This window comes from Paraburkholderia nemoris, assembly GCF_905221015.1.
Lineage (GTDB): Bacteria > Pseudomonadota > Gammaproteobacteria > Burkholderiales > Burkholderiaceae > Paraburkholderia > Paraburkholderia nemoris.
The window spans coordinates 106,070-128,419 of the sequence record NZ_CAJNBO010000014.1; the positions used below are offsets into that span (position 1 = coordinate 106,070).

The window sequence follows — 22,350 nt, forward strand, 5'->3', positions numbered from 1 at the left end:
ACGAATACGCCGGTAGCAGGAGAACCTGCAATGTCCCTTACCCGGCACTCATGAGACGGTCTATGCAATTCTCTACGCCACGCACCTTGCCGTTACTGCTGTCGCTGCTGCTGATTGCTGCGTCGTTGACGGGTTGCGTGAGCGATGCGGGTCTGCAAGCGAACGTCAAACCGCTCAAGCCATCCGCCGATGCGCTTTCGCAGACCATCGGACCAGGTGCGAACGGCACATGGCCCGCGCCCGATTGGGTCAAGCGCTACCGCGATCCGCAACTGGATGAGCTGACCGCTGAAGCTTTGCAAAACAATCCCGACCTGCAGATTGCCAAGGCGCGAGTGGGCGCCGCGCAGGCGCAACTCGAACAATTTGCCTCGCTCACCGGCCTCACCGGCACGGCGGGCGCGACGGTGAGCAAGGCGCGCTTACCGCAGCCGAACGATGCTGCGAATGTATCCGTCGGCGGCCAGCAGATCCCAGTGCAGTTGTTCAACGATCCGGTGGTGTCGCCGGCCGCGTTGTTCGCGGGTCTGAGTTACCAGCTCGACCTTTGGGGCAAAAATGCCGCGTTGACCGGCAGCCTGCTGTCCACGCGCGACGCCGCACGAATCGATGCGGAGCAGGCACGGCTGACGCTTACGGTCGCGCTCGTGACGCTCTACTGCGAGCTCGACCGCGCCTTCGCGATGCAGGACATTCTGCTGCAGAAGCAACAGGCCGCGGATAAGGTCGATGCGGTCTTGCGCGAGCGGGGCGCGCGCGGCATCGATAACGCGTACGACTCGGCGGACGCCTCGCTCAAGCGAAGCCGGCTCGCCTCACAGCAGGCGCTCAACGACGAGCGCATCAAGTTGACCGAGCTGCAGATCGGTGTGTTGACGGGACGCGGCGCAGAGCGGGGTTTGTCGCTGCATCGTCCGCAACTGGCCGCGGCGGCCGATGCGCCGATGCCTGCGCAATTGCCGGTCGACCTGCTGGGCCGCCGGCCCGACATCGTGGCAGCGCGCTTGCGGGCTGAAGCGGCGCTCGCCAACACCGATGCCACACGAGCCCAGTTCTATCCGGACGTGAATCTGGTGGCCTTTGCCGGGTTGACAGCATTGACGCCCGGCGCGCTTTTCTCGCGCGCGGCGTTGACCGGCTCGGTGGGGCCGGCGATCTCCTTGCCGATTTTCGACCGGACCCGTTTGCACGCGCAACTAGGCGGCGATTATGCGAATGTAGATGCCGCGATCGGCCTCTACAACAAGACCGTCGACGAAGCACTCGGCGAGGTCGCGCGCCAACTGACTTCCTTACGCACCGTCGATACGCTCGCGACCGAACAGACGCGTGCGGTAGAAGCGGCTTCGCATATCGTCGCAATTGCAGAAGAGCGGCATCGCCGCGGCATTGGCATGCAGAAGGACGTGACGCTGGCCGATCTGTCTTTGCTCGACGAACGCGCGCAGCAAGTGGATTTGCAGGGCCGCCGCAGAATGCTGCAGGTCGCGCTGGTCGGCGCACTCGGTGGCGGCTTCGACGTACGCAAGGTGGGCGGCGCACCGATTTCTCACTATCAGACCACCTTTTCCTCCCACGCACGCATCACGGATACGCACTTCGATTGAATGCACAACGATAAACAGGCACAACATGCTGCGGGCTGGACCGAGGAGCAGGCAAACCCGGCAAACGCGCCAGGCATAACAAGCGACGCGCATGATGCGAAACGTACGGCGCGCCGGCGGCGTTTTGCCGTTTTCTTCGGCGTGGTGGCGCTCGCCGGTGTGGCGTGGCTGACGTACTGGGGCTTAAGGGCGCGCTTCTTCGAAGAGACCGACGACGCCTATGTGGCAGGCAACGTCGTGCAGATCGCCGCGCAGATACCCGGCACGGTCACCGATATTCTGGTGGACAACACACGGCAGGTCCGCGCAGGCCAGCCGCTCGTTAAACTCGACGATGCCGAAGCGGCCGCCGCGTTCGCGCAGGCCAAAGCGCAACTGACGCTCGCCGTGCGACAGGTAGCGAACGCGACGATTTCACGCAAGCTCTACGTCCAATCGATCGACGCACGCCGCGCCGAACTCGCGTTGGCGCAACGTGCGCTGGCGGCGCGCGATCATGCGTCGGTGGAAGTCGTGTCGCCGGAAGAGTTGGCACGCGCTCGTGAAGCAGTAGCAGTCGCGCAAGCGAATCTCGCCTCGGCGCAAGTCCAACTCGACGCCGCCCGCGCGCTCGGCGGCAAATTCCCGGTCGAAGCCAGCCCGCCGGTTCTGCAAGCCGCGGCGCAATTGCGGCTCGCTTACCGGAATCTGCAACGCACCACAGTCGTTTCTCCCGTCGACGGCACGGTCGGACAGCGTTCGGTGCAGATCGGCCAGCAGGTCGGGCCGGGGCTCGCACTCATGTCGATCATTCCGCTCGAGCGTCTGTGGGTCGAGGCGAATTTCAAGGAAGGCCAGATTCGCAGCATGCGGGTGGGGCAGCCGGTGCGCATCGTGTCGGATGTGTACGGCTCGCAAGTGGTGTATCAGGGGCATGTGGAGGGTTTTTCGGCTGGCACGGGTAGTGCGTTTTCGATGCTGCCGTCACAGAACGCCGCCGGTAACTGGATCAAGGTCGTGCAGCGCGTGCCGATCGTGATTTCGCTCGACCCGGCCGAACTCGCGGCGCATCCATTGCGGCTCGGGCTGTCGATGCAGGTGTCGGTGGATACGCATGTGCGCAGCGGCCATCTGATCGGCAACGATACGCCGGCGGCCACGCAGAGTACCCGCGTTCACGATAACGTCTCGCGCGATGCCGATGCGCTGATCGCACAAATCATTCGGGACAATAGTGACCGTGGCGGTGCTGCTGACTAGCGATCTGCACCGCTGAGATACGCTTCGACCGCCGATACCTGAGCCGGATTGCTGCTCTCGTCGCCAGGGCGGACAGGTACGGCAAGAATGGTTTTCGCGCGTTGATAAGCGCCGGCAAATCCTCGCAATTCCTGCGTAATCGGCCGGTCATCCAGCCGGCGGCGTAGCAGCGCTTGTGCAATCGAGCGTTCGATCAAGGCGAGCTGGCTGTCGATATAGTCGAGCGACAACTGGCGGCAGCGTACTGAAACACCTGCTACAGCCAATAGCGCCGGCACGATCGAAATGCTCAGAAAGCCACTCGCGGGAATGCGCTCCAACGCCGCAGGCGACTCGAATAGCTCTTTGCGCAGCGCTTCGAATACGGCCTTGCCCCATACCTTGCTTTCGGCTGCGAGTGACTCACGGCGGCGTGCGAGTGCATCTCTCGCGGCCGCGTCTTCAATGCGGCCTTCTGTGACCATCAACTTGCCGTCGGCGCGCTGGCCCTCCTGAATACAATCGGTACCGAGATAGGCTGCACTTTGATTGCGCCCGGCCAATACCAGGTGTTGCAACGTATCCGGCACGAGTGGATCGAGCGGGACGACTTCGCACGTGAGCGGTTTGCCGTCAAAGTGAATCGCGCAGCGTCCATCCTCTTCTAGCGCTGGGCAGCGTGCAAGAGAAGGGTAGTCGTAACCCTGCGTCGTGAGGCTGAACGTGTCGCCCGCGCGATGCAGCAGCGTATCCGCGATGGCATCGAAGGCAGCGACGTCAGTCTCCTCGAGTACGGTTTCGTATTTGCCGACCCGAAGCTTTTCACGCAATCGCTTGCGGGGCACACGCCCAATTGCAATGCAGCCGATGAACCGATCTCGATGTCGGAACAGTTCCGGCAACGACATCGCCGGCGGACTGTTGCAACATTTGCCGCACGCCGAGCACGCGAATGAAAACGTGTTCACCATGGCCGGCGTACCGAGTCCTGATAGTGCGTCAGGATGAAATGCGCGACCTCGGGTGAGTGATAGGCGCCGACCAGTTGCGCGACCCACGGTTCAGTGCGGTCGCCGTCGCGCACGGTCAGGACGTTGGCATAGGGCGAGCGCGCGTCTTCGAGACCGAGGCTATCGCGTGCCGGGTAAAGACCCACGCGTGCCGCATCGCCGCTATCGATCACGGCGAAGGCCACGCTGTTCAAGCTGTCGAACAGGCGAGCACGCGGCACCTGACGGATCTTCAGGTTCAAGCGGTTGCTCGTGATGTCGGGAAGCGTGGCATGCAAGCCGGCGCTGTCCTTGAACGTCAGCAGCGTGAAGTTTTGCAGCAGGATCAAGGCGCGCGCAGTGCCTTCACGATCGTCGGGAATCGCTATGGTTGCGCCGCGCCGCAACTGGCCGAGGTTCGTTAATTTGCGCGAATACAGCGCGATCGGAAACGTGACGGTGGTCGCGACGCTCGTCAAGGCATAGCCGTGTTGTTTGCGCTGCGCCGCGAGGCTCGGCCCGTCTTCGAAGCTCGCTGCATCGATCTGTTTTGCGGCGAGCGCGGCGTCGATGCCATCGGGCTTGTCGAAGACGACGACGTCGAGCGTGAGGCCTTGCGTGGCGGCAATACGCCGTACTTCGTCCATGATCTGTGCGTGGGCACCGGCGGTGACGCCGATCCTGACTACCTGCGATGCGGCGGCGTGCGCAGGATGCACCCACGAAGCCGCAATCAGCAGCGCCGCTGCGATGAACGCGCGTGACTTCACGATGCATCCCTCAAGACTGTACGAAAACCGATATGCGAGGCCGGTAAATCCGCTTCCTGCTGTTCGCGGGACGCCGCACGGTAGCGTACGCAATAGTCGCGCGAACAGAGGAACGAGCCGCCTTTGATGACCATCGGCGTGTCGTGTTTGCGGCTGGGTGGCGCGACTGCTGCCGTATCGCCATTGGTGTGCGACTGATGCGGGCCGCTGTAGACGTCCCGGGTCCACTCCCATGCGTTGCCGATCATGTCGTAGAGCTTGAAATCATTCGCCGCATAGCAGCCGACCGGCGCGAGGCCAATGTGACCATCCTCATTGGTGTTCAGCACGGGAAACACGCCTTGCCAATAATTCGCGCTTGGCTTGCCGCGTTGGTCGCGTGGTGCAGTGTCGAGATCCGCGCCTTCGTGGCCGGCTTTGCCCGCATATTCCCACTCGGCTTCAGTCGGCAGATCGCGGCCGAGCCAACGCGCGTAGGCCAGCGCGTCGGCCTGCGTGACCATCGTCACCGGCTGGTTCATGCGGCCATCGAGATGGCTGCCGGGCCCCGTCGGATGATTCCACGCGGCGCCCTTGACCCACGTCCACCACGCCAGGTCACGCGCGTTCAGTTCTTCGCGCGTCGGCGTATGAAAAACCACGGCGCCGCCCTGGCGCTCCGAATCGCTGACGTAACCCGTGGCTTTCACGAATGCGGCGAACTGCGCATTCGTCACATCGGTCTGGTCGATCCAGAAGCCGGCGACGTGGGTTTGGCCGTCGCCGGCAGGGCGCTCGTCTTCATACCCGAGTTTGCTGCCGAAGACGAAGTTGCCGCCATGCAGATGCACCATGCCGGCTTTCGGATCGTCGCGCCAGCGCGAAGGCAGGCCGGCATAGCGCTCGCATTGCTGTTCGGAGCCGAGCGCCACTAAAGCGCGCGAGCGGTTCAGCTTGTCGAATGCGCTTTGCTTACCGCCGCTCGATGCCGCCGAGGCGGCCATCGCGGCGGTAAAAGCCGCGGTAAAAGCGACCGTGGCGATTGCGGCATAGGCGCCGTACAACGCCGCGGTGCTTTTCAGTTTGAATCGGACGGACATAGCGGACTCAGTAGTAGCCGCGCGGACGCAACGGCTCGACACCGCCGACGCTGCTCATATAGCTGTTCCACTGCTGCACGAGGCCGTCGATTACCGACGGATTCTGCGTTGACACGTCCTGCGTTTCGCCGCGGTCGGCGCTCATGTCGAACAGTTGCCAGTGACCATCCACCGGACCCAGCGGCGGTTCCGTCCACAAGGCTTTCCAGCGGCCGTCGGCGCTGCGCAAATAGCCGCGGCCGTAGGCTTCGTCGCCGAACGAAGCGGTGTGGACGGCATCGGTGGTCTGATCGTTCAGCAAAGGCAGCAAGGACTGTCCGGTGACCGGATACACATAGCGGTTGTTGTAGACCACCTTGCCCTTGTTCTGATCGACGCCGGTGAGCGTATTGATCAGGGGCGGCGCGGCTTGCGTGGGCGGCGAGATCTGCGCGACGGCGAGGAACGTAGCAGTGTTATCGGTCACATGCGTGAAATTGCGCAGCGTGGGCTTCTGTGCGGTCTGACCCGGCAGATGGACGATCAATGGCGTGGATACGCCACCTTCGCCCGAATAGCCCTTCGTCAAACGGAACGGCGTGGCGCTCACTTCAGCCCAGCGCAAACCGTATTGCAGACGTTGCGCGTTCTGTTTGCCATTGTCAGTGCCGAGCGTCGAATAGACCGGGTCGGCGGCATTCGCTGTGTCGGTGGCGGTCGGGTCTGCGCCGGAGTCGATCGGCCAGCCTTCGGCGCCATTGTCCGACTGGAACATGATGAAGGTGTTGTCGTATTCGCCGATGTCCTTCAGATGCTGGATCAGCAGGCCGATGTTGTGGTCGAGATTTTCGACCATGCCCGCGTAGATTTCCATGTAACGCGCCTGGGCTTTCTTCTCGGCTGGCGAGAGGCTCGCCCATGTCTTGTTCACGGTGCCGGGACCGTAGTCGGTATAGCCTTGCGCGGCGCTATGCACGGCGCTTACATATTTCGCGTTGGCAGTGCCGTTGTTTGCCGTGGCCGCTGTCGCTACGAGCGTTTCCGATGCGCCGCCATACGGCACGAAGTCATTCGGAATGATGCCGAGCGTTTTTTGCCGCGCGATGCGCGCGTTGCGGATCACGTCGTAGCCGGCGTCGTATTTGCCGACGTAATTGTGCAGATAGGGATCGGGCACCTGTAGCGGCCAGTGCGGCGACGTGTAGGCCGCGTAGGCGAAGAACGGCTTGCCGTCGCCCTTGTTCGAGTCGATGTACGAGATCAGACGTTGCGTGTAGAAGTCTGTTGAATAGAACACGGCGGGGCTGCCGCCTGCGCCGCCCGGTTGTCCCGGCTGACCGGGCTGCACGTACTTGCCGTCTTCGGTGTAGTTCTGCGAGTTCGCCAGTTCGTGAGCAAAGTGATTGGTCGCGGCGCCACCGAGCAGCGCGTAGCTGTGCTCGAAGCCCCATTGATCCGGCGTCTGCCCGCCACCCGTCGTGCTGCCGACTATGCCCGAGCCGATGTGCCACTTGCCGGCCATGTACGTGTGATAACCGCCGTCCTTCAACAATTGCGCGACCGACAACGCGCGGTCGTTCAGATAACCCTCATAGCCGGGCAGGCCTTTGCGTTCGTCGGTCGGCACACCCATCGTGCCTTCTCCGACCAGATGGTGATCAGTGCCGGAGATCAGCATGGAGCGCGTGATCGCGCAGACGGTGCCGGTATGGTGATTCGTCAGGATGCGGCCCGACTGGACCAGAGCGTCGAGGTTGGGCGTATTGATTTCGCCACCGAAGGCATGGATGTCGGAATAGCCGAGGTCGTCGGCCATGATGTACAGAATGTTCGGCCGCTTTTGCGCGGCCACCGGCGCAGACGCCGTCGGTCCGGGCAGCTTGTCGTCGCCGCAGGAAGCGAGTACGACGAGGCTGGCGACGGCCGCGCCGATTATGCCGAGACGAAGAGTGGGGCGTTGCGATCGTTGTGTTGTCATTGTTGTGCTGACCGGATATGTCGGGTCGCCGATGTTAGCAATGACGCCAGAGTGGCCAAAGATCGATTTCTGCGTTGCTATGTTCGATTGTCGATATAGGTGTTAAAGCGTGATGGGCGATATAACGCACGACGCAACTCCGTGTGCTGCTTCGTGTGTTTTTCGTGCGCGGCTAGTTGCCCGGGTCGATCACAGGTTTGTCCGGATCTGCCAGCGTTTTATAAGGTAGTGACGCTGCGTGCGGGTTGGTTGTGGTGTCGTCGATCACGCGATCGACGTCCGCAGTTTTCGCGATTTCCGCGAGGAACGTCTGTTTGTCGAAGCCTGGTGCAACGCAGCCTTGCACGTAGATGAAACGACGTTGCAGCGTGAGCCACAGCGTTGACTGTTCGCGCCAGTGGGTGGCGTAATTGATGTTGGTGAGGCGCCGTTGGACGGCATCGGCGATTTCCACGTCGTAGAGGTACGCGTTCGACAGACGGCAACGGCCCTCCACCCAGCAGCTATTGCCGCGCTCGATCCGGTAATGACTATCGCCGAGCCATTCCTGCTCGGTCTCGAGTGGACCTAAGGGCACCGGGCAGTCGTTGATTGCTTTGGATATCTGAAAGAACGGATCGTGGCCGCGATTGACGCGCGGTGCTTGTGCTTGCGCCTGGGCATACGTCGTGGCCATGCAGATCAGCAGACTCGCCAGGTGCTGTTGGATCAGGCGTTTCATCGTCTTGGGCTCCGGGATTTGAGCGTGGGGCAGACGGATCGGCAGTTTTGATTCTCGACTACCCAGTCGAGATTATGCAGCGGCGGCCCAGAACTTCACTGACTCTTGCGACGATTTTCAACGGCGAACTTGATCAGCTCAGCCTGGCCTTCAATATCGAGTTTGCGCTTCAGATTCAGCCGATGCGTCTCCACCGTGCGCACTGAGAGGTCGTTGCGTTGAGCGATCTGCTTGCTCGAGAGACCTTCCGCGAGTGCATCGAGAATATCGCGCTCGCGCGGTGTGAGCCTTTCAATGGGAGATTGCGTCGCCGATGCCTGAATCAATCGCGCACCCAGCCCCGCGCTGAAAAACGTTTTGCCTTCCAGCACCGCGCCAATTGCCTGAATGATCTCGGTGGCGGGCGAGTCTTTGAGCACATAGCCGCTGGCCCCCGCGCGCACCGCCTGGGTCACGTACTCGAGGTTGTCGTGCATGGAGAGCATCAGCACGCGTATCGCCGGGAAGCGCTCATGAAACATGCCGGCCAGCGCGATGCCGTTCATTCCGTTCATGCCAACATCCATCAGCACCAGATGGGGTTCCTGGCTGGCGGCGAGCGCGAGTGCTTCCTGCGCATTGCCCGCTTCGCCGACGATCTCGATGTTGCGCACGGCTTCGAGCCTCGCACGCAAGCCGTCGCGTACCAGCGGGTGGTCGTCGACCAGAATCAGACGTGCGATAGCGAGTGACATGTCGTTCATAGTGAGGTTTCCTGCAAGGCCGGCGATTGATGCGCAGAGGCAACGACCGGCACGCGCGCGGTCACGATCGTATGACCGGCCTGCGAGTTGAGCGAGAGCTTGCCGCCCAATGCGTCCAGCCGTTCGCGCATATTGCGCAGACCCACGCCTGCGCGTGGATTGACAAGTGCGTGCGCTACATCGAAACCGCGCCCGTTGTCGGAAATCGTCAGCGTGACGGCATCGCTCGATACCTCCAGCGAGAGCGCCGCGCTGGACGCCTGTGCGTGCCGCACGATGTTCGTCAGCGCTTCCTGGGCGATACGGAACAGGACCGTGTTCACCGCTTCCGGCAAGGCCGCTGCATGGGTGTGGGCGATCTGCGTGAAGCCGATTTCGATGCCGGATTCGTCGCTCAACTCGCGCGTGAGTTGCTCCAGCGCCGCTGCAACGCCCAGGTCATCGAGCATCGACGGACGCAGCGCGTGGGAAATGCGGCGCACTTCACGCAAGGTATCGCCGATGCGCGCCACGCTGGTCGATAGCGCGGCTTCCGCCGCAGGCACGCGTACATCGCTGCGTTCGAAGCGCGCCAACGCCGATTCGAGCAGCAGCTTCACGGAAACCATCATCTGACTGATGCCGTCGTGCAATTCGCGCGACAGGCGTGCCCGTTCGTTTTCCTGCGAGTCAACCACCTGCTGCGCGAGCCGCTTCAGTTTTGCATCGGCACTGCGGTATTCGGTGACGTTGAGCACCAGCGCACACAATGCGATCACGGCGAGCCCCGCGAGTGCGATGGCGTCGATCCACTGCATCGTCCGATCGATATTGGCCGCCGCGCGTTGATCGATGTCCGCGAGTGTGACGTCGACGTCGTCGAGATAGATGCCGGTGCCGATCATCCAGCCCCAGCGTTCAAGCGGCACCACGTAGCCTAGTTTCGACGCGAGCTTGCCCGTCGACGGACGATGCCACACGTAGCGCACATAGCCGCCGCCGCGCGTGGCCGCGGCGAGCAATTGCTGGATCGTCAGCGTGCCTTGTGGATCGCGCAGTTCCCAGAGGTCGCGTCCGACGAGGTCGGGTTCGCGCGGATGCATCAGCGAACGGCCGTGCATGTCGTAGACGAAGAAGTAGCCGTCCTTGCCAAAATCCATTTTCTGGAGGATATCGAGCGCGCGGGTGCGCAGCGTTGCGTCGTCGCGCGCGTTGTCCTGGCCGGCGTTGTAGAGCGGGGCGATCGCCGTCGTCGCGAGCTCGACGTAGTGTTTGAGTTCGATTTCCTTGCTGGCCATGTACGCGGCCTGGGTGGTCGCGTGCTGCGTTTCGGCGAGCGCCGTGGCTTCCTCGCGCACGCCAATTTCAATGCTGGCGATGGCCGCCAGAAAGGGCACGATCGCCAGCAGGACAATCTTTGCTTTGAGTTTCATCGTAGACAGGACGGCCAACGGGCTACGTAGTATTACGTAGCCGGCTTACGTAGTTGCGCGCTTGTGAGAGCGCTCACGAAGGCGAATACTACATCCCCACGACGCACCGCGCCTTCCGGCGCGCGATGGTGCGGCGCACAGTGCAAAAGCAGACCCGGTTTTACCGTCTGATATGAGGTAACCGGTTTTCCGCGTGCCCGGCCACAAGTCATGGCGCGCGGTTTCAATAATAGACCTAGGAGACGTTTGTGGAGACCTCCCAATCTGCCGGCCGTTCATGGCTATGGCTAATCCTGCTGATCCCGTACATCGCGTTGCTGTGGTTGCCGTTCTATAACGACACGCGGCCCTCGTTCGCCGGCTTTCCTTTTTTCTACTGGTATCAGTTCTTGTGGGTTCCGTTGACCTCGTTACTGATTTACGTCGTGTACCGAGGTGTCAAATGAGCGATGTCACTCCTGTGAACCCGGTCGCGATGACCGTCTTTATCGCATTCTTTGTTCTCGTTACCGTCATTGGTTTTTTTGCCGCGCGCTGGAAGCGAGGCGATCTGACGCAATTGCATGAGTGGGGCCTGGGTGGCCGCCAGTTCGGCACGTTGATTTCGTGGTTCCTCGTCGGCGGCGACTTCTATACCGCCTATACCGTGATCGCGGTGCCCGCGCTGGTGTATTCGGTGGGTGCGTATGGCTTCTTTGCGCTGCCGTATACGATCATCGTTTATCCATTTGTGTTCGCGGTAATGCCGAAGCTGTGGAAGATCGCGAAGGCGAAGGATCACATCACGGCGGCGGACTATGTGCAGGGTGAATACGGTGGCAAGTGGTTCCCGGCGGCGGTCGCGATCACGGGTATTGTCGCGACAATGCCGTATATCGCGTTGCAATTGGTGGGCATGCAGGTGGTGATCAAGGGGCTCGGCGTGACCGGCGAGATGCCGCTGATCGTCGCCTTCGTGATTCTTGCGCTGTACACGTATGCAAGCGGCTTGCGGGCGCCGGCGATGATCGCGTTCGTCAAGGACATCATGATCTATATCGTCGTGATTGCGGCGGTCTGGCTGATTCCCGCGAAGCTGGGCGGCTATGCGCATGTGTTCGATGCGGCCGATACGTATTTCAAGGCCAAGGGCGGCGCGACCGGGATCATTCTGAAGCCGACGCAGTTCACTGCTTATGCCTCGCTGGCTTTGGGTTCGGCACTGGCGGCGTTCATGTATCCGCATACGATGACCGCAGTCTTGTCGTCCTCGTCGGCTAATACGGTGCGCAAGAATGCGATTTTTCTGCCGGCGTATACGCTGTTGCTGGGGTTGATCGCGTTGCTTGGGTATATGGCGATTGCTGCCGGTGTGCATGTGAAGTCGGCGTCGGACATGGTGCCGGCGCTGTTTAACACGCTGTTCCCGTCGTGGTTCGTTGGTTTTGCGGCTGCTGCTATCGCGATTAGCGCTTTGGTGCCCGCCGCGATCATGTCGATTGGTGCCGCTAATCTGTTCACGCGGAATTTGTGGCGTCCTCTTGTTTCGCCGGGTATCACGCCTGAGGCGGAGGCTTCTACTGCGAAGATTGTTTCGCTTGTTGTGAAGTTTGGGGCTCTGTTGTTTATTGTGTTCTTGCCTACGCAGTATGCGATTGATTTGCAGTTGCTGGGTGGGGTTTGGATTTTGCAGATATTCCCGGCTATTGTGTTTTCTTTGTATACGCGGCGGTTGAATACTACAGGGTTGTTTCTTGGGTGGCTGGTTGGGATTGTGCTTGGGACTGGGCTTGCTGTTTCTCAAGGGCTCAAGCCGGTGTTTGCTTTGCATGTCGGGGATGCTGTTTATCCGGTTTATATCGGGTTGATTGCGCTCGCTGCTAATGTTGTGGTTAGTTTTGTTGTGTCGGTTTTGTCGCCGCGCAGGGTTGTGGCGGCGGTTTGAGGTGGTTGTCCGGCTGGCGCTGTGGGCTACCTGCGGCGCTGGCCTTCACTGATCAAATCGGCGCAGCCACGCAACGACTGCCCGCGCAACATTGGGGCCGGTAACGGCGCAACAATAAAAAAGGCACGATTGCTCGCGCCTTTTTTCGTTTTTACCGCTTACTTTTCCCCCTCTTTGATGGACTGACAACCACACCTTCAGGGGCAATGTCGGGGTAGTCCTCCCATAGCGGTAACAAAAGTAGCGTTATGCCACCCGCCACCCTTCCAGCTTCTGTGCGGAAAAATTCGAACTCCTCCACCGAGCAACGAGCTTGAACGAGCCTGATTGCGTCTTCAACAGACCGAAATGCATCACGCAAGGTCTTGTCGATATCCTTCGCAGTTTCTTTATCCATAGTATTTTCCTAACAGCCGTTATCGGCCAGGCATCGAGTGACGCAAAGATGATAGTTCCTGCCGTCATTCATTGCGGGGGTCGGAAGATATTGCATCGTGCATTTGTCAATACACTTTTCACGCACGTCTCGACAGCGCTTTGACGCAGGCCGACCATAACTGCATTTGACGAAGCCCGAATCAGGGTCACCGCCGTCTGAGAACAGCTGAGCATATAGCACCGCACGTTTCGATTGCCCGTTCTGCTCCGGTATCAGGATAGGGAACGGAACCTGTTCTTGCGCCGCTATTTGCAGTTCCGGTACATCGCCTCGAACCGGTTGACCCGTCGGTGTGACAGTGAAGTCGCGATAAAAAAGTTTCCAAGCGAACTTCGCCCGCGTGAAAACGTAACATTCAGGGCATATCGGGCTGATTGTCGTCGTGCCGCTTGCCTTCAGCGCACTGCGCGCACCTGATAGTTTTGCAGGCGGCCCAACCGGTTCAACGCCACCCTCGTAGTTGCTAATCCACTGATCTATCTCATCGTTGGAAATAGTTTGTGCGGCTTCGTTGTTTTTCGCAACCGTCCCGGTACGGTTCGATACACGTCCGTCAGGCGTGTAGGTGTAGTCCACTGTCAGGATACGTTTTACCCCGGCCGTCAGAGGGATTGCGTCCTCCTTGTACACGAACCGGACAACGCGTCCGCGTTTATCATAGGTGAAACGTCCTTCCCTGTAGTTGCCACCAACGACGGTTAGACGGTTCGAAGCATCGCGCTCCACTTCGCTTATGAGGAAGTGAGAAATATGCTCCTGGGCACTCATGAGGTTGCCCGTTTCGTCTGGAAAGTACCACCAGTATTCTGTCTTTACGCCGTTGACGTAAACTGTCGCTTCTGACATGCGATTGTTCGCGTCGTAGACTGCGCCGACCGTCAACTTGGTCCCTGCACTGGTGGCATCGAAACCGCTTGCTCCTGTCGTATCGGTTGTGTCGAATTCGCTGTATCCGGTAACATTGCCGTTTGCGTCGTACACGAACGCCCGCATTTTTCCCGGTGATGCGACAAGCGATGGACGCAGGCTTGTCGCGTCCGCATATCGCACGGTCGTTATAAGGGTTCCGCTCGCACTGGTCACAGCCGCTCGCACTGGCCGACCCGCCGAGTCATACGAATAGGTAGCGGTTCCGTCGGGTGCTGTTTTCTGTAGCAGGTTGCCGTTCGCGTCCAACGTTCTGCTCTCGTTGCCGTCGGCAGTACTCCCGCCCGTCAAGCGCAACATTCCAGCGATAGACGCATAGTTCACGGTGCCGGATTCGTTACTCCAGGACATCGTGGTCGAGTTGTTGCCATAGGCAAATTGGACGTTTCGTGTCGTGTCCGGGTGACTCACGGCGGTTGCGCGACCTCGCTCGTCATATGTCCACGTTGCGATGCGTGAACCGCTTTCGTCAACTACACCGGTAAGCGCACCTTTGAAGCGGGAATCGTCATAGACATACCGGCGAACATAGCCATCAGCCACGTTACAGATGCGAGGTTGCTATTAACGTCATACCCATATTGCGTGAGTCCGCCGCTCGGGTCCGTCATGCGGTAGATGCGCCCTTGCGCGTCGTAGTCGAGCTTGATCGTGAGAAGGTCGTACTTGGGCATTGCTCCCGCCGCACGCTGGTTGATCGCCGTGAGCCGCCCAGCGCCATCGTAAGTCAGCGTGCGTGTGAAGCCCGTATGTGTCGCCTCGGCCTGCAATACGCCTTGCGCGGAATATGTTTCGACCGTATCCGTAGTCAGGTCTGTCAAGGTCCAACCGCTTGTGGATTGCGCGAGCGCCAACCCGCTGAATGCAGAGGTCTTCCACTGTCCGCTGGTCAACAGAAAGGTCAGCGGCTGGCCGCTTGCACGGTAGGCAATGACTTTCGGCGAACTGCCGCTCGCTCCGGTAAGGTTGAGTTGGCGTTGCCAGTTGTTTAGCCACATCGGCCCCATCGCCGTCGCAGATTTAACGAAGGGGGAAGAAAGATAGCTTCGCGTAAAGGTCAGGGGCACTGCGTCGCCACTGCGGAAGTCACTTTCCATCAAGGTTACTTTGCCGTTGGCCGGATACACGGGATCGGCGACCGGGCATGAGTCGTCGGGATCGCTAGGCGTGGAACACCACGCGTCAATCAATGCCATGTCGTTGCGGCATCCAGAACTACCTATACCACTCGGCGTATTGCTTGCTACGTCAAGTCGGCACGAGGAAGTGCCCGGCGTCGCCCCCGACTTTGGATAAAGATCCCAGCAACTTTCAGCATGAGCGCTGATGGCGGTCGATGACAGCGCTAGCGCAGCCAATAGGCGCACGATATTGGCCCGCAGTCCGTTGGGCGTTTTCTTTTGCCTCATAGATCTCCCTTTTGCAATGCATCGTTGGCAATTCGTAATGCGCTCGACACTGCACCAGGTAGAGGCTGTCAATAAAATAGGACAGTTCCCAAAATCGGATGTCTCTTTGGTAGATCGGATTGTTCGGCATTGCATTGGCGCGCAATCCCACGTCATTGCCGCCCGATTCGGACCTCACCCAGGAGAGCACTGTTAAAAGTGACCATGCATAACGAAGGCGAGCATGCCGTGCGATCATCGTTGACCATGACACGACCAACGGTTGACAGATTGAGGCAGGGGCAACAGCCATCGACGTCATGTCGAACGACGCTAACGCCGTTTCACGTGCGAAGCCGTGGGCAAGGAGTGGGCGACGCGGCGGTAGCGTAAGCCGCCGTTCAGAGTGGACACGTCGTAAGGAAGCTTCGAATCGCGACCTTTAACAGCCAGGAGAAAATATAATCAGGGGAGAACTAGAAGAGCCAGACGGTGAGTGCGATCAGCGTCTACGCCGAAAGTTAATCCCCACGAACACAGCCATCAACATCAAAAATCCGCCAAACAGTAGGGCGGAATTGACGGCAACGTGTCTGACGCCAAGCACGTCGACGTTGATGAAAGGGTAGGGATAAAAGTCTGACAAACTCCCGCGCCAGAAGGTAATGGCGAGGTACGCGACAGGATAGATCAGCCACAACAGGCAATGCCGTAACCGCAAATGAAATCGCGGTACGAACAATACCCAGTAAAGCACCGCCAGCATTGGTAAAACGCTGTGCATCGATTCGTTGAGCAGCAGTCTGTACGCCCTGGGTGACCACATTCCGCGTAGAAGCAGGTTGTAGGCGATGCCCACAAAAGTCATGTAGACAACGACCGCGGTCACGACGGTTGGCTGTCGAAAAAAACGTATGATCGAAGAGCCGCGCCCGCGTAGCGCTACGCAGGTAAAACACACCGCGCAAGCCAATACCGTTAGATTGGTGAGGTAACTGCTCATCCGCGCAACCCCATCGAGTACGCCGAGTCCGCGGGCTAGCGTGCGGTCGATCGTCAAATCGGCTTGCGCAACGATCGAAATCCACGCGATCACGGCAATGATCGCCGCCAGCGTCACGGACGAGACGCTGGGTGTATGGAGCGGAAGCTCGGGCTCATGGTGATGATGTGGGGCAGGGCGCATGCGAACGATTCTATACACACCACATTCGCTTTGCAGCAGTTGCGAAAAATCGCACGAGTCGAAGCCGAAGCCGAAGCCGAAGGCGATCCGAACTCAACTTCTGCCCAATAGAAATTCTACGGCGTGCTACGTGAAACGCTGACCGGCTGCAAACGGTTCACTACCTCGGGAATAGTCGAACTCGCGGGGGACGTTTCGTCAATTGCAGTGCGGCCGCCGTCGTGGAAGAACGCGAGTTCCGCGGCCTTGTTCAGTACTAGGATGCTGATCCGCCGGTTGGTGGGTTCGTCCGCGACGTTGCTGTTTAACGGCAATACATCGGCGAGCCCGCGTACTTGCAGGAGTTTCTCGCCGTGCATGCCGCCCGCTACTAATGCGCGGCGTGCGGCGTTGGCTCGCTCGGACGATAGCTCCCAGTTTGAGTAGCCCTCGGGGCCGGCCGTGTACGGTACTGCGTCGGTGTGGCCTGCTATCGAAATGCGGTTCTCCACGTCGTTGAGCGCGGCGCCGATCTGCGTCAGGATCGTTACGGCATAAGGCTGCAACTTCGAACTGCCGGAGGGAAACATCGGACGATTCTGTGAATCGACGATCTCGATGCGCAGACCTTCGTTCGTGATCGAAATGCGGATCTGATCCTTGAATGCCTTCAGCGCCGGGCTCTGTTCAATCAAGGCGGTGAGCTTCTCTTTCAATTGCTGAAGCCGTGCCGCGTCCGCGGGCGCTACGATCGGTGGGACCTTTGCCGGTGGTGTGGGTTCGGTCTGGGTTTTCTTGCCGTCGGCGGGCCGGGTGTCGGAAATGTCACGGCCGCCGCCCTGGATGACGCTCGGACGTGCGGCTGCCGTGCCCTCGTTGCCGCCGAACAGGCTCGATAGCGGGGTGTTGAAATAGTCTTCGATGCCCTGCTTGTCGTACTTCGACGTCGAACCGAGCAGCCACATCAGCAGGAAGAACGCCATCATCGCGGTGACGAAGTCGGCGTAGGCGATTTTCCATGCGCCGCCGTGATGGGCGGCATGATCGCCACCCTTCTTCGAGCGGCGCACGATCACGGGAGCGGGTGTCTCGTCCTGCCGGGACGCGCGCGATCTTCTTTCACTCATGATGCCGCTCCGCGTCAGGCCGATTTCGGCATCTTGGTGGCGCGCACGGCGTCGTCGAGCTCCTGGAAGCTCGGACGGTCGGCGGTGAACAGGACCTTGCGGCCGAATTCGACGGCGATCGGCGGTGCATAGCCGGAGAGCGAGGCGAGCAGCACGGCCTTCACGCACTGGTAAGGTTTCGCTTCGGCGCGGCCCTTGGCATTGAGCAGATCGGCGACCGGACCGATAAAGCCATAGGCGAGAAGAATGCCGAGGAAGGTGCCCACCAATGCACCGGCGATCATTTCGCCGAGCACGGCGGGCGGCGCGCCGACCGAGCCCATCGTATGAACCACACCCATCACGGCGGCGACAATGCCGAATGCAGGCAAGCCGTCGGCCATTTTCTGAATCGCATTGGCCGCGACCGACGCTTCCGCATGATGCGTGGCCAGTTCTTCGTCCATCAGGTCCTGCACTTCAAGCACGTTCACGTTGCCGCCGGACATCATGCGCAAATAGTCGACGATAAAGTCGAGCAGATGATGGTCCTTCAAGACGTGCGAATACTTCTGGAACAGCACGCTTTCTTCCGGCGCCATGACGTCGGCTTCGAGCGACATCATGCCTTCCTTGCGTGCCTTCTGAAGCAACTCGTAAAGCAGCGCGATCAGTTCAAGATATTTTTCCTTCGTATATCCGCCACTTTTAAAACACGAAGGAATCGCCTTGATCGTTTTCTTCAGCGTGGAGGTCGGATTGCTTACCACAAACGCACCGATCGCCGCGCCAAAAATACATAGCAATTCGAACGGTTGAACGAGCGCGGGAAGATGGCCGCCTACGCCGACAAAACTACCGATCACAGAAGCCATTACCACTACCCAGCCGATTGCGACAAACATGCTCTCTCCGTTATCTTGCGCGACGCACGTTCGGTGGAACAGGCCCTATTTCAAGGGATTTTTTGAGTGCGCCACTCATATTCTCCATGTACCGGTAAACGGCTGGATTCGCGATGTCTGAAGTGTGCACGTCAATGAAAACGAAAATATTCACCAACTGGTTAATCGCCTGTTTGATTTCCGGCAATTTTGTCCGCGGATTTTTGATCAGTCGTTGCGGTCGCAACCAATTGCGGGTATTTGCGGATTGGATGATTGAAGACGTGGCTGCATGGCCGGATTATTCAAACCGCATGGTGTGGCATTTTTACCGGGCCGTCTGCTAGCATGGCAAACAATTTGTAACGACAGCCGGCCCCGGCGCTCAAAGCCGCAGGCGGCTTCTCGTCGGCTCACGAATGCCGGCAGCGACAGCGGCCCATCCGGAGATGCGAAAAGCATGTGGAATCTGAATTCTGCCGAGAACGTCAAGCGGACAACCAAGGCGGCCTTCTGCATTGCCGGTCTCGGGCTTCTATTTGTGTCCAGTGCGGCTGACGCCCAGGAGTTTTCCCTATTCGGCGGCGGCTCGCGTGCGGGCAGCACGAACACCTACACGTGGGCGTTCAACTATCAGGAAGGGCTCGGGCAATATTTCGCCGCGAGCTTCACGTGGCTCAATGAAGGACACATTCCCGATCATCATCGCGACGGCCAGATGGTCCAGCTATGGGGCCGTATTCCCGTGGGGAGCCCGCAGTTCGTCCTGCAGGCGGGCGTCGGTCCCTACCGTTACTTCGATACCACCACGGCCGTGCAAGGCGGCAGCTATTCGGACACTCACGGCTGGGGTGTCGTGTATAGCGTGCGCGCGGCGTACTACGCGTCGAGCCGGTGGATCACGCAACTGCAGTTGAATCGCGTGCATGTGCAACGCGGGCCGGATGCGACCAGCGTGATGCTCGGCGTCGGCTATCAGCTCGATGCCCCGGGCACACCCGGTCCGCGCGACTGGGCGAGCGGCAGTACACACAAGGTCACTAACAACGAAGTCGCGGTGTATCTCGGCGAGACGATCATCAATTCGACCAGCTCGCCGACAGCGCTTGGCGGCGCGATCGAGTACCGGCGCGGCCTTGCGAAATATCTCGATGTGACAGTTGGCTATCTTCATGAGGGCAGCAGCAAGGTGGCGCGCCGCGACGGCTTGACCAGCCAGCTGTGGGCGACGCGTGCCTTCCTCAACGATAAGGTATCGCTCGGGCTCGGCGTCGGCGCCTACTATGCGATCAACGAAAACGAGAACAGCCCGACGCCGGGGCCGGGCGCCGGGAAGTTTTCCGGCCTCGTCACGATCGCCGGCTCGTATCGCTTGACCGATCACTGGAATGCGCGGATCGAATGGAATCGTGTCGTGACACGCTATGATCGCGACTCGGATGTAATTTTCGGCGGTGTGGGCTACCGTTGGTGATGGCTCACTGTGCCAGCAGAAGCAGTCTTCTAGAACCGATAGTAAAGATTCACAGAAAAAAACCGGAGAAGAGCATGAAAGCCAGCACCATCGCCGAACGGGAGGCCCGTGGCCGTGCCGCCCGTGAGCACTCGAAGCGTTCGAGCCATCGCACGGTAGGCGAGTTGCATCGCGACCCGATCGAATTGCTCAAGCAAAGCAGCGAGGGGCGTGTCGAAAGGCTCGTGCCGCTGCGCTACGGGCGCATGTCGGTGTCGCCGTTCACCTTCTTTCGCGGCACCGCGATCATCCAGGCGCACGACCTGAGCCGTGTCCCCGACACCGGCCTCACCATGCCGATTTGCGGCGACGGCCATCTGATGAATTTCGGCGGCTTCGCGACGCCGGAACGTCAACTCGTATTCGATCTGAACGACTTCGACGAAGTTGCGACGGGTCCCTTCGAATGGGACCTGAAACGCCTGACCGCGAGCCTCGTGGTCGCCGCGCGTCATATGCGTTTGAGCCGCGGCACGGCCGAGCATCTGGTCATGACCGCCGTCACCGAATACCGTGACCGCATGACGCAATACGCGCAATGCGGCGCGCTCGAACTCTGGTACGACCGCATCACCTTCGACCGCATGGCGGAAACCGCGCTGACCCCCGAGCGCCGCCGTATCGTGCGCCGCGGCATGGAAAAGGCCGCGAGCCGGACTCACGAAAATCTGCTGGAGAAAATGGCCGAGCACGACGGCGACCACTGGACGATCCGCGATGCGCCGCCGGCGCTATTCCACGTGCTAGGCGCGAACACGCTGTTTACGCCTGAAGAAACCGAAGCATTCAGGGGCCACAACTGGCGCAAGATGCTCGAACGCATGTGGGGCGAGTACCTGAAGACGATGTCGCATGACCGGCGCGAGTTGCTCAGCCATTTCACCGTGCAGGACATCGTATTCAAAGTGGTGGGCGTCGGCAGCGTCGGCACGCGCTGCATGGTGGTGCTGAACGTGGACCACATGGGCAAGCCGTTGTTTCTGCAGCTCAAGGAGGCGCGGCCGTCGGTGGTCGCCCAGTACTACAAGTCGGCCCCCGTCAAGCACGAGGGTGAACGTGTCGTGCAAGGGCAGCGCATGCTGCAGGCCGCGAGCGACATCTTTCTCGGCTGGGCGAACGGACCGTTAGGGCGCCATTTCTACTTCCGGCAACTGCGCGACATGAAACTGTCGGCGAACATCGAACTGTTCGACACCGACCTGCTGGAAGGCTACGCGAAACTTTGCGGCTGGATCATGGCGCGCGCGCATGCCAAGGCAAGTGGCCAGGCAATCGAAGTCAGCGCGTATATCGGCCGTAGCGATCAGTTCGCGGAATCGCTCGCGGCTTATGCCGCCAGCTACGCGGACCAGGTGGAACGTGATTACGACGTGTTCCTGAAGGCCTGCCGCAGCGGCGAGCTCGAGGCGCGCACGGACGAAGACATGGCGGCGGATTTCCGCGTGTAACGGTCAATCGCGTTTGAGTTGTGCTGACGCCGCGTGAGCAATGTTTGCGTGGCTCGCCGCGCGTCGGTGACCGGGCTACGCGGAAAGATTGCTCACAGCTCAGTCGTCGACGCGTGCTTCACGCAGCGTAACGAAGCGCAGGTGCTGGTGGCGCGCCGCGTCGATCACGCGTGGCAGCACGGCGAGTATCAGCGGTTTGCCCTCGATGGTGAGTGCGGCATTGCCGTCGTGCAGGAGCAGGATGTCGCGCGGGGCCAGGCCCTGAAGCAGCCGCTGCGTGACCACGTGGGGATCGCGCTCGCGCGTGTCGTAGCCGCGCCGCGTCCATGCCGCGAGCCGCAAATCGAGTTTGCGCAGCACGGGCTCGAGAAAGATGTTGCGCAAGCCCGCCGGGGCGCGGAAGAACATCGGCCGCTCGCCGCTCAATGCCTCGAAGGTGCGCTGCGCCGCGTCGATCTCGCGGGTGAGCGCGCCCGGAAACGTGATCGAAAACGTGTGCACGTGAACCTGCGAATGGTTTTCCAGCGCATGGCCGCGTGCGACGATCTCGCGTGCGAGCTCCGGATAGCGCTGCGCTTTCGCGCCGATACAGAAGAAGGTGGCGCGCACCTTGAAAGCGTCGAGCAGATCCAGCACTTGCGGGGTGACGACCGGGTCGGGACCGTCGTCGATGGTCAGGGCGATCGCGTCTGCGTTGCGTGCGCCGGCGGGCAGGCGTGTCCAGTTCGGGCCCAGCAGGGAGGTGCGCGGCAACAGGCCGGCTACCGTGAAAATAGCGTGATTCACGAAGATCGCGGCGAGCCACCATGGCCATGCGGCGGGTGCCAGCAGCCAGCCGGCCAGTACGAATACGTGCCATGCGGCGGTGGCGGTGAGCATCGCGGGATAGCCGGTGCGCGGCCAGCGGTGCCGCGGCGCGGCCTCATTGCCTTGCGGCGGCGTGAAAAATTCGTTCATAAAGCGTGCTTCCTGTCTTCCTTCCTCCGTCCTGGGAAGGCCCTGAATCGCGCGCGTGAGGCGCAACAGCAAACGATACCATTGATGCGTAATGGGACGCTGT

21 protein-coding genes are annotated in these 22,350 nt (G+C 60.4%); 7 read left to right on the forward strand and 14 right to left on the reverse strand.

Translation table 11 applies throughout. The features are described from left to right. The first annotated feature begins 62 nt into the window (after positions 1–62). On the forward strand, positions 63–1,607 hold the full coding sequence (locus tag KHO33_RS22305; protein WP_234480680.1) for an efflux transporter outer membrane subunit: 1,545 nt from the start codon (positions 63–65) through the stop codon (positions 1,605–1,607). Next, on the forward strand, positions 1,608–2,846 hold the full coding sequence (locus tag KHO33_RS22310) for an HlyD family secretion protein (RefSeq protein ID WP_200566367.1): 1,239 nt from the start codon (positions 1,608–1,610) through the stop codon (positions 2,844–2,846). Here the strand turns inward: KHO33_RS22310 and KHO33_RS22315 are convergent. From KHO33_RS22315 to KHO33_RS22345, 7 genes are all read right to left on the reverse strand, one after another. After that, positions 2,843–3,796, reverse strand: coding sequence for a hypothetical protein (locus tag KHO33_RS22315; protein WP_200566369.1), 954 nt, complete (start codon positions 3,794–3,796; stop codon positions 2,843–2,845). The genes KHO33_RS22310 and KHO33_RS22315 overlap by 4 nt on opposite strands. Next, positions 3,790–4,587 (reverse strand): MetQ/NlpA family lipoprotein, encoded by a 798-nt coding sequence (locus KHO33_RS22320; protein ID WP_407946192.1) that lies wholly within the window; start codon positions 4,585–4,587, stop codon positions 3,790–3,792. Before KHO33_RS22320 ends, KHO33_RS22315 begins: the two co-directional genes overlap by 7 nt. Beyond that, the gene (locus tag KHO33_RS22325; RefSeq protein ID WP_200566373.1) at positions 4,581–5,663 is read right to left on the reverse strand and encodes a formylglycine-generating enzyme family protein; all 1,083 of its coding nucleotides are present in this window, start codon (positions 5,661–5,663) and stop codon (positions 4,581–4,583) included. Before KHO33_RS22325 ends, KHO33_RS22320 begins: the two co-directional genes overlap by 7 nt. 7 nt (positions 5,664–5,670) lie before the next feature. Next, positions 5,671–7,620, reverse strand: a complete 1,950-nt coding sequence (locus tag KHO33_RS22330) for an arylsulfatase (RefSeq protein WP_200566375.1) — start codon at positions 7,618–7,620, stop codon at positions 5,671–5,673. A gap of 172 nt (positions 7,621–7,792) precedes the next feature. After that, positions 7,793–8,341: a hypothetical protein gene (locus tag KHO33_RS22335; protein ID WP_200566377.1), complete on the reverse strand. Its 549-nt coding sequence runs from the start codon at positions 8,339–8,341 to the stop codon at positions 7,793–7,795. 95 nt (positions 8,342–8,436) lie between these two features. Further along, entirely contained in the window at positions 8,437–9,084 is a 648-nt protein-coding gene (locus tag KHO33_RS22340; RefSeq protein ID WP_054041920.1) for a response regulator, read from the reverse strand. After that, a complete protein-coding gene (locus KHO33_RS22345; protein ID WP_200566386.1) occupies positions 9,081–10,496 on the reverse strand; it encodes a cache domain-containing protein in 1,416 nt (471 codons plus the stop codon). The genes KHO33_RS22340 and KHO33_RS22345 overlap by 4 nt, the downstream gene beginning before the upstream one ends. A 248-nt stretch (positions 10,497–10,744) precedes the next feature. Here KHO33_RS22345 and KHO33_RS22350 point away from each other — a divergent pair, with 248 nt between their 5' ends. Both KHO33_RS22350 and mctP read left to right on the forward strand, forming a co-directional pair. Further along, positions 10,745–10,942, forward strand: coding sequence for a DUF3311 domain-containing protein (locus tag KHO33_RS22350; protein ID WP_093634922.1), 198 nt, complete (start codon positions 10,745–10,747; stop codon positions 10,940–10,942). Continuing rightward, a complete protein-coding gene (mctP, locus tag KHO33_RS22355) occupies positions 10,939–12,420 on the forward strand; it encodes a monocarboxylate uptake permease MctP (RefSeq protein ID WP_054041914.1) in 1,482 nt (493 codons plus the stop codon). Before KHO33_RS22350 ends, mctP begins: the two co-directional genes overlap by 4 nt. Positions 12,421–12,571: 151 nt before the next feature. Here the strand turns inward: mctP and KHO33_RS22360 are convergent, their stop codons facing one another. The 6 genes from KHO33_RS22360 to motA all read right to left on the reverse strand — a co-directional run bounded on the left by KHO33_RS22360 (position 12,572) and on the right by motA (position 18,350). Further along, entirely contained in the window at positions 12,572–12,817 is a 246-nt protein-coding gene (locus tag KHO33_RS22360; RefSeq protein WP_054041912.1) for a hypothetical protein, read from the reverse strand. A gap of 9 nt (positions 12,818–12,826) precedes the next feature. Further along, complete coding sequence (locus tag KHO33_RS22365) at positions 12,827–14,329, reverse strand: RHS repeat domain-containing protein (RefSeq protein ID WP_128576785.1); 1,503 nt, start codon at positions 14,327–14,329, stop codon at positions 12,827–12,829. Beyond that, the gene (locus KHO33_RS22370; RefSeq protein ID WP_201127244.1) at positions 14,260–14,982 is read right to left on the reverse strand and encodes an RHS repeat domain-containing protein; all 723 of its coding nucleotides are present in this window, start codon (positions 14,980–14,982) and stop codon (positions 14,260–14,262) included. The genes KHO33_RS22365 and KHO33_RS22370 overlap by 70 nt, the downstream gene beginning before the upstream one ends. Positions 14,983–15,676: 694 nt before the next feature. Next, the gene (locus KHO33_RS22375; RefSeq protein ID WP_200566390.1) at positions 15,677–16,360 is read right to left on the reverse strand and encodes a Pr6Pr family membrane protein; all 684 of its coding nucleotides are present in this window, start codon (positions 16,358–16,360) and stop codon (positions 15,677–15,679) included. 116 nt (positions 16,361–16,476) lie between these two features. After that, positions 16,477–17,466: a flagellar motor protein MotB gene (gene motB, locus KHO33_RS22380; protein ID WP_054041905.1), complete on the reverse strand. Its 990-nt coding sequence runs from the start codon at positions 17,464–17,466 to the stop codon at positions 16,477–16,479. Between the two features lie 14 nt (positions 17,467–17,480). After that, positions 17,481–18,350 carry a flagellar motor stator protein MotA gene (motA, locus tag KHO33_RS22385; RefSeq protein ID WP_093634921.1) on the reverse strand — a complete coding sequence of 290 codons (870 nt, stop codon included), beginning with the start codon at positions 18,348–18,350 and terminating at the stop codon, positions 17,481–17,483. Between the two features lie 134 nt (positions 18,351–18,484). On the opposite strand from motA, the gene KHO33_RS22390 reads away from it, so the two are divergent. The 3 genes from KHO33_RS22390 (at position 18,485) to KHO33_RS22400 (ending at position 21,290) form a co-directional block, all read left to right on the forward strand. Beyond that, positions 18,485–18,676, forward strand: a complete 192-nt coding sequence (locus KHO33_RS22390; protein ID WP_054041903.1) for a hypothetical protein — start codon at positions 18,485–18,487, stop codon at positions 18,674–18,676. A 113-nt stretch (positions 18,677–18,789) separates the two neighbouring features. After that, entirely contained in the window at positions 18,790–19,803 is a 1,014-nt protein-coding gene (locus KHO33_RS22395; protein WP_200566392.1) for a hypothetical protein, read from the forward strand. A 74-nt stretch (positions 19,804–19,877) separates the two neighbouring features. Further along, positions 19,878–21,290: a DUF2252 domain-containing protein gene (locus KHO33_RS22400; protein WP_200566394.1), complete on the forward strand. Its 1,413-nt coding sequence runs from the start codon at positions 19,878–19,880 to the stop codon at positions 21,288–21,290. 99 nt (positions 21,291–21,389) lie between these two features. Here the strand turns inward: KHO33_RS22400 and KHO33_RS22405 are convergent, their stop codons facing one another. After that, positions 21,390–22,247, reverse strand: a complete 858-nt coding sequence (locus tag KHO33_RS22405) for a polysaccharide deacetylase family protein (protein ID WP_200566396.1) — start codon at positions 22,245–22,247, stop codon at positions 21,390–21,392. Between the last annotated feature and the right edge of the window lie 103 nt (positions 22,248–22,350).